This window comes from Pseudomonas sp. P5_A12, assembly GCF_056400685.1.
The window spans coordinates 1-9350 of the sequence record NZ_JBFUKU010000214.1; the positions used below are offsets into that span (position 1 = coordinate 1).

11 protein-coding genes and 1 pseudogene are annotated in these 9350 nt (G+C 60.7%); 7 read left to right on the forward strand and 5 right to left on the reverse strand.

Translation table 11 applies throughout. The features are described from left to right. Positions 1–129: 129 nt before the first annotated feature. Positions 130–279: a hypothetical protein gene (locus tag AC1DSG_RS22645; protein ID WP_477792878.1), complete on the reverse strand. Its 150-nt coding sequence runs from the start codon at positions 277–279 to the stop codon at positions 130–132. Positions 280–374: 95 nt separating this feature from the next. Between AC1DSG_RS22645 and AC1DSG_RS22650 the strand changes: the two genes are divergently transcribed. Continuing rightward, positions 375–1526 (forward strand): M14 family metallopeptidase, encoded by a 1152-nt coding sequence (locus tag AC1DSG_RS22650; protein WP_477792879.1) that lies wholly within the window; start codon positions 375–377, stop codon positions 1524–1526. A gap of 194 nt (positions 1527–1720) precedes the next feature. Here the strand turns inward: AC1DSG_RS22650 and AC1DSG_RS22655 are convergent, their stop codons facing one another. Together AC1DSG_RS22655 and AC1DSG_RS22660 are read right to left on the reverse strand one after the other, a co-directional pair. Next, entirely contained in the window at positions 1721–2266 is a 546-nt protein-coding gene (locus tag AC1DSG_RS22655) for a cytochrome b (protein ID WP_477792880.1), read from the reverse strand. Next, positions 2263–3348 carry a catalase family peroxidase gene (locus tag AC1DSG_RS22660; protein ID WP_477792881.1) on the reverse strand — a complete coding sequence of 362 codons (1086 nt, stop codon included), beginning with the start codon at positions 3346–3348 and terminating at the stop codon, positions 2263–2265. Before AC1DSG_RS22660 ends, AC1DSG_RS22655 begins: the two co-directional genes overlap by 4 nt. Before the next feature lie 157 nt (positions 3349–3505). Here AC1DSG_RS22660 and AC1DSG_RS22665 point away from each other — a divergent pair, with 157 nt between their 5' ends. Together AC1DSG_RS22665 and AC1DSG_RS22670 are read left to right on the forward strand one after the other, a co-directional pair. Further along, on the forward strand, positions 3506–4012 hold the full coding sequence (locus tag AC1DSG_RS22665; RefSeq protein WP_477792882.1) for an RNA polymerase sigma factor: 507 nt from the start codon (positions 3506–3508) through the stop codon (positions 4010–4012). Then, positions 4009–4761 carry an anti-sigma factor family protein gene (locus AC1DSG_RS22670; RefSeq protein WP_477792883.1) on the forward strand — a complete coding sequence of 251 codons (753 nt, stop codon included), beginning with the start codon at positions 4009–4011 and terminating at the stop codon, positions 4759–4761. The genes AC1DSG_RS22665 and AC1DSG_RS22670 overlap by 4 nt, the downstream gene beginning before the upstream one ends. Before the next feature lie 138 nt (positions 4762–4899). On the opposite strand, the gene AC1DSG_RS22675 is transcribed toward AC1DSG_RS22670, so the two are convergent. Then, a complete protein-coding gene (locus AC1DSG_RS22675; protein WP_477792884.1) occupies positions 4900–5736 on the reverse strand; it encodes an IclR family transcriptional regulator in 837 nt (278 codons plus the stop codon). Between the two features lie 242 nt (positions 5737–5978). Between AC1DSG_RS22675 and AC1DSG_RS22680 the strand changes: the two genes are divergently transcribed. Genes AC1DSG_RS22680 through AC1DSG_RS22695 form a run of 4 tightly spaced genes read left to right on the forward strand, consistent with a single transcriptional unit; the run spans position 5979 to position 8963 of the window. Then, a complete protein-coding gene (locus AC1DSG_RS22680) occupies positions 5979–6998 on the forward strand; it encodes an ABC transporter ATP-binding protein (RefSeq protein WP_477792885.1) in 1020 nt (339 codons plus the stop codon). Beyond that, positions 6995–7864, forward strand: a complete 870-nt coding sequence (locus AC1DSG_RS22685) for an ABC transporter permease (protein ID WP_477792886.1) — start codon at positions 6995–6997, stop codon at positions 7862–7864. Before AC1DSG_RS22680 ends, AC1DSG_RS22685 begins: the two co-directional genes overlap by 4 nt. A gap of 6 nt (positions 7865–7870) precedes the next feature. Continuing rightward, the gene (locus AC1DSG_RS22690; RefSeq protein ID WP_477792887.1) at positions 7871–8665 is read left to right on the forward strand and encodes an ABC transporter permease; all 795 of its coding nucleotides are present in this window, start codon (positions 7871–7873) and stop codon (positions 8663–8665) included. A 7-nt stretch (positions 8666–8672) separates the two neighbouring features. Continuing rightward, on the forward strand, positions 8673–8963 hold the full coding sequence (locus AC1DSG_RS22695) for a (2Fe-2S)-binding protein (protein WP_477792888.1): 291 nt from the start codon (positions 8673–8675) through the stop codon (positions 8961–8963). Positions 8964–9252: 289 nt separating this feature from the next. Here AC1DSG_RS22695 and AC1DSG_RS22700 read toward each other — a convergent pair. Continuing rightward, a pseudogene (locus tag AC1DSG_RS22700) lies at positions 9253–9350 on the reverse strand ((2Fe-2S)-binding protein); the annotation flags it as partial.

A 9350-nucleotide genomic window follows, 5' to 3' on the forward strand; every position in this document is an offset into this window, starting at 1 on the left:
TCAGTCGATTGTCCAAGTGACCTTAGGTCGGTCTCCTGGACTCTCTCCTCATCAGGCTAATCACGGTTTTTGACCCGGCTTTTTGCCGGGTTTTTTTTGCCAGTGAATCTGGCTTTACCTTCACACTAATCAAATCTTCAGGCGCTGCAAATTCGATGGCGCGGGCAATATCAAAAGAATATCACTTGGCAAAAGAAGCTCCAGCAGCCTCAGGCCAAACCAATGTACAAATAGCACTTGAGAATCAATCGCACAGTCTCTAAGCTGCGCCTGCGTCATGGAGGACGCCCCCTCTGCACCCCGCAATTTCCCTCGGTTTCCCCCCTGCCTTGCGTGTAAAGTAGCCGCCATAAAATCATATTCAGGAACCGACTATGACCGCGGCCAAATCTTCCTTCGACATCAGTGCAAACTTTGATAGCGGCAACATCGAAGTGCTGGATATCAGCAATCCGCTTCAAGCGTTGCTGGCCATCAAACCCGACACCCGCAGCCAGCATTTTCAATGGTTCCACTTCAAGGCCAGCGGCCTGCATGTCGGTCAGGAGCATTGGTTCCGCCTGAACAACGCCAGMAAGTCTTCGTACAACAAAGCCTGGGACGGTTATCAGGCCGTTGCCTCCTACGACCACGTCAACTGGTTCCGCGTACCCACCATCTTCGAAGGCGACTGTTTGCGCTTCAGCCTTGAAGCCACCGCCACTCACGCCTGGTTTGCCTATTTCGAACCTTACGGCCGTGGCCGTCACGACTGGCTGATTGAACAGGCCCTGACCAAGGCCGGCACCGAACTGCTGGCAACCGGCAAGAGTGTTGAAGGTCGAGACATCCAGCTGCTGCGCAAGGGCACGGGCGCCGAAGGTCGACGCAAGGTCTGGATCATTGCTCAGCAACACCCCGGCGAACACATGGCCGAGTGGTTCATGGAAGGCGTGATCGAACGCCTGGAAAAACACGACGACCCGGTGTTGAACAAACTGCTGGCCAGTGCCGACCTGTACTTGATCCCGAACATGAACCCGGACGGGGCCTTTCATGGTCACCTGCGCACTAACGCCATGGGCCAGGACCTGAACCGCGCATGGCAGAGCGCCAGCCAGGAGATCAGCCCGGAAGTCCTGTTCGCTCAACAGCAGATGGAAAAGTATGGCGTCGACCTGTTCCTCGACGTCCACGGTGATGAAGAAATCCCGTACGTGTTCACCGCTGGCTGCGAAGGCAACCCGGGCTATACGCCGCGTATCGAAAAACTTGAAGAGCACTTCCGCAGCCATCTGAAACACCTGACCAAGGATTTCCAGACCAAGCATGGCTACACCCGCGACGAACCGGGAAAAGCCAACATGACTCTGGCCTGCAACAGCGTCGGTCAGAAATTCGACTGCCTGTCGTTGACCCTGGAGATGCCGTTCAAGGACAACAACGATTCACCGAACGCGCTCACGGGTTGGTCCGGCAAGCGCTCGAAGCAATTGGGCAAAGACGTGTTGACCACCATCGCCGACATGGTCGACACCCTGCGCTGATCACCCCCCCCTGTACGTACGGCTCCTGTAGCAGCTGGCGAAGCCTGCGTCCGGCTGCGCAGCAGCCGTCTATCAAGCTCCTCGGTTGACCTGGAAGACCGAGGTGTTCGATTTTACGACTGCTKCGCAGCCGGACGCAGGCTTCGCCAGCTGCTACATGAGCCAAACGCAACCTTCGCTAACTGCTACAAGGATCAGCTGCGATCCTTGCCCCGCAACATGCTGTCCAGCACCTCATCTCGCCGCACCCAACCGTGAAACAATGCCGCCGCCAGGTGCAGCAGCACGGTGAGAAACAGCAGATACGCCAGATACCCATGCGCCTTGCGCAGGAACGCGAACACCTGTGCATTGGCCGGGAGGATCGACGGCAACTGGAACGAGTTGCTGATCATCACCGGGTCGCCCGCTGCCGACATCATGGCCCAACCGAGCAACGGCAACACCAACATCAAAACATACAGCAAGACGTGCGAGGCCTTGGCCGCCAGTGCCTGCCAGCTCGGCAGATCCGCCGGCAAGGGTGGCTGTCGGGTGGAAAAGCGTACGAACAAACGAACAATCACCAGCAGCAAAATCGCGACGCCCAAAGGCTTGTGCAGATGGATCAACCACTCATGGCGCTCTGACACCGAGGCCACCATCCCAGCGCCGACAAACAGCATCGCAATGATCATCAGCGCCATCAGCCAATGCAGCAGCCGCGCCAACGGCGCGAAATGGTTCGGTTGAGTGCTCATTGTTGAGCCTCCTGTTTGGCGGCGGGCAACTGACTGACTTCACTGGTGCGGCGCAAGTAGGAATTGGCGTAACCCGCTGAACGAGCCGCGAGCAACGGGTCGTCGGAGCCTTCGATGCCGCTGGGCAACACGAGCGGATCGTAATTGATGTCGCGGCACTCGCCATTGAGTTGTGGCTGCGTACGTTCAAGCACCAGCGTGCCGGCGTTCAGCACTTTGCGACCGTCGGGCCAGGCCTTGCTGGCGTCGTTGACCGGGTCCCCCGGGTCCGCCAGCGTGATCATCAACTGCCAGCGCAGCGGCCCGGCCGACAAGCGCTGAACCAGGTCTTTCTCAAGAAAATCACTGCCTTCGGGTGCTGTGGCACCCAGTGCATCCTGCGCCACCGGCACCATGTTCCAACGCACGGCCTGGCGTTGACCGGCTGCGTTTACCAGATAGAACGCGTTGACGCTGTTGTAAGTCTCCGTCGCATAACTGGCCGACGGCTTGGCGGTTTTGATCCAGGCCAGGAACGGCGCCGACTCTGGATGAGCACCGAAGAATGCCGGGGCCGCCTTCGGGTCGGGTTTACCGGTGGCCGGATCCGGCGACTGGGCTTGCTGCAACTGATAGAACGCCTCAGGCGTGCCCACCGGGAACACCGGCATGCTGTTCATCCCGGTACGCCACTGCTGACCGTTGGCTTGGGTGAAACGCAGCGCCAGGCTGCGAATGGGCACGGCGCTGTCCGGTGCGTACGGGTTGCCGGCGGGTAACGCGAATCGCCCGACCACCGGCGTCTGGGCTTCGCTGAAAACCTGAGCGCTGGAATAGCTGCGTGCCTGGTCGGTGCTTTCGAAATGGCCGATCACGCACACGCCTTTTGCGTGGTTACGGCGGAAACCCGGGTGCACGCCGTTATTCTTTTCCAGCACGTTTATCAGCGCTCCTGGCGTCAACCGTCCTGGGTCGAGTGTGCCGTTGACGTAGGCAAAGGCACCCGCCAGCGCGGCGACCACTACCGCAATGCCAGTCAAACGCAGTGTCAGGCTTGCGGCACTCAGCGGTGGCCGGGTGGGCGGTGATGAGCGATCTACCATGAATAACTCCAGGGCCATCGGCCACAAGTGAGAAGAATCAAGCAGACGTACCCCACCGTGCGTTATTCCATCGCCGGGTGTTTATTTTTGCAGGCGTGGAATAACCTCGAATGCCGGGCGTCTTTCTAGTCCCAGCGTAGTGACTAGCCAGAACTTCATGAACGATATCGACGAACAACTCAGAGAAGTCATTCCCAGGCTCCGGCGTTTCGCCGTTTCGCTCACGCGCAACCCCAGCAGCGCCGACGATCTGGTGCAGTCGAGCCTGGAGCGAGCGCTGTCGAGTTGGGCTGACAAACGCCCTGAGGGCGACCTGCGTGCCTGGTTGTTTTCGATTCTGTACCGGCAGTTTCTGGATGCCCACCGCCGCACCCGTCGTTATGCGCGAATGCTCGAATTCTTTACCGGCCGCGACGACGCACAGCCGTCGGTCGAACGCACGGTGATTGCCCAATCGACGCTGCAAGCCTTCGATCAACTCACCACCGAACAGCGCGCGCTGCTGCTTTGGGTGTCGGTGGAAGGTTTGAGTTATAAAGAAGTCGCCGAGATTCTCGACGTCCCTACCGGCACCGTGATGTCCCGCCTGTCCCGCGCCCGCCAGGCCTTGCGCCAGCTCAGCGACGGCGAAATCACCAGCCCTTCTTTGCGGATACTCAAATGATCAGCATGCCCCCGAGCGAGCGTGACCTGCACGCTTACGTCGATCACCAACTCGACGACGCCGACCGACGCCTGGTCGACACCTATCTGGCCAACAACCCGCAAATGGCCGCGCAAGTGCGCGCCTGGCAGCAGGACGCTCAACAATTGCGCGCTGCGCTGAGTGGTGCTCTGCAACAACCGGTCAATCAGGAGCTTGACCCGGCGCTGATTCGCCAACGCCTTAGACACCAGTCCCGTCGACATCTGGCCAGTGCGGCGGTGCTGTTGCTCGCCGTCAGTGTCGGTGGGTTGAGCGGCTGGCAAGCGCGCGAGATGACCCTGCCCGGCGCCCCGCCGCCGATGACCGATGCCATGCAGGCTTATCGCCTGATCGCCCAGCAAGGCATCCTGCCGGCCGACTATAAAGTCAGCGCCGACGGCGACATGCAGGGTTGGCTCGACCGTTATTTCACCCGCGCCAACCGCCTGCCGGACCTGTCGGGCGCCGGCTTCAAACCGGTCAGCGGTCGTTTGCTCAGCACCGAACAAGGGCCGGCGGCGATGGTGGTTTATGAAGATCAGGGCGGGCACAAGATCAGCTTTTACGTGCGACCACCGGGACCGAAAAACAACTTGCTGCCACGGGGCAGTCGCAGCGATGGAGAGTTGCAGGCCGAGTACTGGTCTGGCAGCGGCTACAACTATGCGATGGTCAGCCCGAGCGACACACCGGCGGCGCAGATGCTCAAGCAAACCGCGCAGTTCTGACATCCCCTTGTGGAGATCCCTTGTGGGAGCGGGCTTGCTCGCGAARACGGTGTGTCAGTCGGTATAGATGTGTCTGACACACCGTYTTCGCGAGCAAGCCCGCTCCCACAGGGTTCTGCGATTACTTGTAGAGGGTGTTCAGCCTTGCCCAAACACCTGCGAAGGCCGACGCAGCAGCGGATCGAAGGGATTAATCCGCGGCCCGATCATTGCGGCTTCGCGCTTGAGCATTTCCACCACCGTCGGCAATCGATCCGGTCCAAGCCGATCACTGACCGTCGCCACACTTAACGCCGCCACCGCCCGTCCCTCTCGATCCAGAATCGGTACCGCCACCCCGGCCATCCCTTGCAGCACACCGGTGTTGCGCCCGGCATAACCCAGCGAGCGCACGTTCTCGACCTCCGAGCGCAGGAACACTTCGTCGTAAAGATGGAAATCCTTGAGTCGCGGCAAGTTGTAGCGAATCACCGTGTCACGCTCCTCTTCCGGCAGGAACGCCAGAATCGCCAGGCTGCCCTGACCCACGCCCAGCGCCACTCGCCCACCGATATCGCCGGTGAACGTGCGGATCGGAAACGGCCCTTCGCTGCGGTCCAGGCAGATCGCGTCGAAACCACTGCGCGCCAGTAAAAACAACGAGTCGCCCAACGAAGCCGATAGCCGCAGCAGCGACGGCCGCACCAGTTCGCGCAGGTTTGCGGTATTGCCCGCACGCGCTGCCAAGGCAAAAAAATCCAGGCTCAGGCGATAGCGCTTGCTGCGCACATCCTGCTCGACCATGCCCTCGTCCATCAGGCTGCGCAACAAACGGTGCGTGGTCGGTTGCGACAAGCCGATGCGCTGCGCCAGTTGCGTCACGCGCTCCCCGCCCTCGACGGTGTCACCGAGGCTGCGCAGCACGGCAAACAAGCGGGAGACCGCACCGACACCGACTTCATTTTTGCTTTCATTCCGCTCAGTGGAATCAGACATGTAATTTCCAGATAATTAATTTACTCACTGAATGAATGTGAAAATAGTCATCGCTTCAGTGAAATAGGCCATTGAGCCCATCCTAGTCTTCGTCCTAATCTGCGTCCACAGGGGCGATTCGAACAACAGCGGCAGCCGACTCCAGTCGAGCGCCAACGCACCCAGCAAGACCTTTTCGTATCTGCCCATACAAAAAAGCGCGCCTTCGGGTGACGCATAACAATCTCAGGTGGAGCGCAGTCATGGCTTTTGTGCAACTTGAAGGACTCGGCAAACGTTACGGTGAAATCGACGCCGTCGTGGCTACCAACCTCTCGGTGGAGAAAGGCGAGTTCGTGTCCTTGCTCGGTCCGTCCGGATGCGGCAAAACCACCACTCTGCAAATGATCGCCGGCTTCGTTGAAGTCACCAGCGGTCGCATCCTGCTCGACGGCCGCGACATCACCCATGCCAAACCCGCCAGCCGTGGCCTAGGCGTGGTGTTCCAGAGCTACGCGCTGTTCCCGCACATGACCGTCAAGGACAACATCGCCTTCGGCCTGCGGATGCGCAAAGTGCCCGCCGCCGAGTTGCAACAGCGCGTGGCTCGGGTGCTGAAACTGGTGCGTCTGGATCAACATGCCGAGCGTTATCCACGCGAGCTTTCAGGTGGTCAGCGCCAACGTGTGGCACTGGCCCGGGCGTTGGTGATCGAGCCACCGGTGTTGCTGCTCGACGAGCCGCTGTCCAACCTCGACGCCAACCTGCGCGAAGAAATGCAATTCGAGATCCGCCGCATTCAGCGCGAAGTCGGGATCACCACGCTGATGGTCACCCACGACCAATCCGAAGCGCTGTCCATCAGCGACCGCGTGGTGGTGATGCAGGCCGGGCGCATCACGCAAATCGACGCGCCTTACACCCTTTACGAACATCCGCGCACCGAGTTCATTTCCGGTTTCGTCGGCAAAGCCAACCTGCTGCCCGGCGAGCGTGACAGCGCGGGCGTGGTGCAAGTACGCAGTGGCGGCGAGCTGACCCTGAGCCTGCGTCCGGAAAAAATCGATCTGCGCGAGCGAGATCACGGGCGTCTACAGGGCAAGATTGCCAGCCGTTTCTTCCTCGGCAGCCAATGGCTGTATGGCGTCTCCACGACCMTGGGCGACATCAGCGTGGTGCGCCGAAACGACGGTTCGACACCGCTGAACGAAGGCACGGCGGTCGGCCTCGACTGGGATGCAACGCTGCTGCGGGTGCTGAGTGTCGACGAGGTGTCGGCATGAGTACGTTGGCCGCCGTTCGCCAGGGACGTCAGGGCTACTTGTTGTCGGCACCGGCCCTGGCGTTGTACGTCAGCCTGCTGGCCATCCCGTTGCTGCTGACGCTGGTGTTGTCGTTCAACGTCTTCGACTACAGCTCGGGGATCAATAGCGACGCCTATACCCTCAGTCATTACAGCAGCCTGCTGGGCGACCCGTACTTCTACGAGATTTTTCTGCGCACGATGTGGATCAGCGGCCTGACCACCCTGCTTTGCGTGGTGATCGGCGTGCCCGAGGCCTACATCCTCAGCCGCATGGGCGCACCGTGGCGTTCGATCTTTCTGATCTTGATCCTCACGCCACTGCTGATTTCGGTGGTGGTGCGGGCGTTCGGCTGGAGCCTGTTACTCGGCGCCGATGGCCTGGTCAATCAAACCCTGCAAGCCTTCGGCGGTTCGCCGATGAAGCTGTTGTACACGCCGTTCGCGGTGGTGATTGCGCTGGTCCACGTGATGCTGCCGTTCATGATTATTCCGGTCTGGACCTCGCTACAGAAACTCGACCCTGCTGCCGAACAAGCGGCGATGTCCCTCGGCGCCAGTCACTTCACGGTGATGCGTCAGGTGGTTCTGCCGCAGATCATGCCGGGCTTGCTGTCGGGCACCTTGATCGTATTCGGCCTGGCCGCCAGCTCGTTTGCCATCCCCGGTCTTTTGGGTGGGCGTCGCCTGAAAATGGTCGCCACGCTGATCTACGACCAGTACCTGTCGGAGCTCAACTGGCCGATGGGCGCGGCGATTGCCGTGGCGCTGCTGTTGCTCAACCTGCTGATCATGCTGTCGTGGAACCGGATGATCGAAGGCCGCTACAAGAAGTCATTGGGATAACTCGTCATGTCCAAGAACGGTCCTTTCGCCCTGCTGTTCCATGCCCTGGTGGTGCTGTTCATGCTCGCGCCGCTGGTGGTGGTCTGCCTCGTTGCGTTCACCCCGGAAAACACCCTGAGCCTGCCGACCACAGAGTTTTCCCTACGCTGGTTCCGTGCGGTCTTCGAGCGCGCCGACTTCGTCGATGCGTTCTACAACAGTTTGGTTCTGGCGTTCTGCGCCGCCAGCCTGGCGACTCTGATTGCGGTGCCTGCGGCCTTGGCGATCACCCGTTACGAGTTTCCGGGACGGGACTTTTTCAACGGTCTGTTCCTGTCGCCCATCATCATTCCGCACCTGGTGCTGGGCGTTGCCTTGCTGCGTCTGTTTGCGCTGATGGGGGTCAACGGCAGCTTCATCTGGTTGATTTTCGCTCATGTGCTGGTGATCACACCGTATGTGCTGCGACTGGTGCTGGCTTCCGCCATTGGCCTGGATCGCAGCGCCGAACACGCGGCGCAATCCCTCGGCGCCGGACGCTTCACGCTGTTCCGGGAAATCACCTTGCCGATGATTCTGCCGGGCGTCGCGGGGGGCTGGTTGCTGGCATTCATCAACAGCTTTGACGAGGTCACGCTGTCGATTTTCGTCACCTCGCCGGCCACGCAAACCCTGCCGGTGCGCATGTACGTGTACGCCACCGAATCCATCGATCCGATGATGGCGGCGGTGTCGGCTCTGGTGATCGCGCTGACCGCGCTGACCATGATTCTGCTTGATCGGGTCTACGGCCTTGATCGGGTGCTGGTAGGAAAACAATGAGGTCGCCATGGCTTTGCTGAAACGACTGGCCGAGAGCGACCGCCCGGCCGTGAACTTTACCCTCGACGGCCAACCGGCCACCGCCCTGCTCGGCGACACCCTGCTGACCGCGGTGCTGACCTGCAGCGACCACCTGCGCGGCAGCGACTTCAGCGCCGAACCCCGCGCCGGGTTTTGCTTGATGGGCGCGTGTCAGGACTGCTGGGTCCGCCTGGGCGATGGCCGGCGCGTGCGCGCGTGCTCGACACTGCTTGAGACCGACCACCACATCACCCGCGAACCGGGGCGTTGCCTATGAACACCTCTTTCATCTGCAACCCCGCAATCCCCTGTGGGAGCGAGCCTGCTCGCGATAGCGGACCGTCAGTCACCACCTATGTTGAAAGTACCGCCGCCTTCGCGAGCAAGCCCGCTCCCACAGGTGTTTGGCGTCAGTCACAAAACCTGCGGACGACACAGATCCAATGTGGGAGCGGGCTTGCTCGCGAAGGCGGCGGTACTTTCAACATAGGTGGTGACTGACGGTCCGCYATCGCGAGCAGGCTCGCTCCCACAGGGGATTGCGGGGTTGCAGATGAAAGAGGTGTTCATAGGCAACGCCCCGGTTCGCGGGTGATGTGGTGGTCGGTCTCAAGCAGTGTCGAGCACGCGCGCACGCGCCGGCCATCGCCCAGGCGGACCCAGC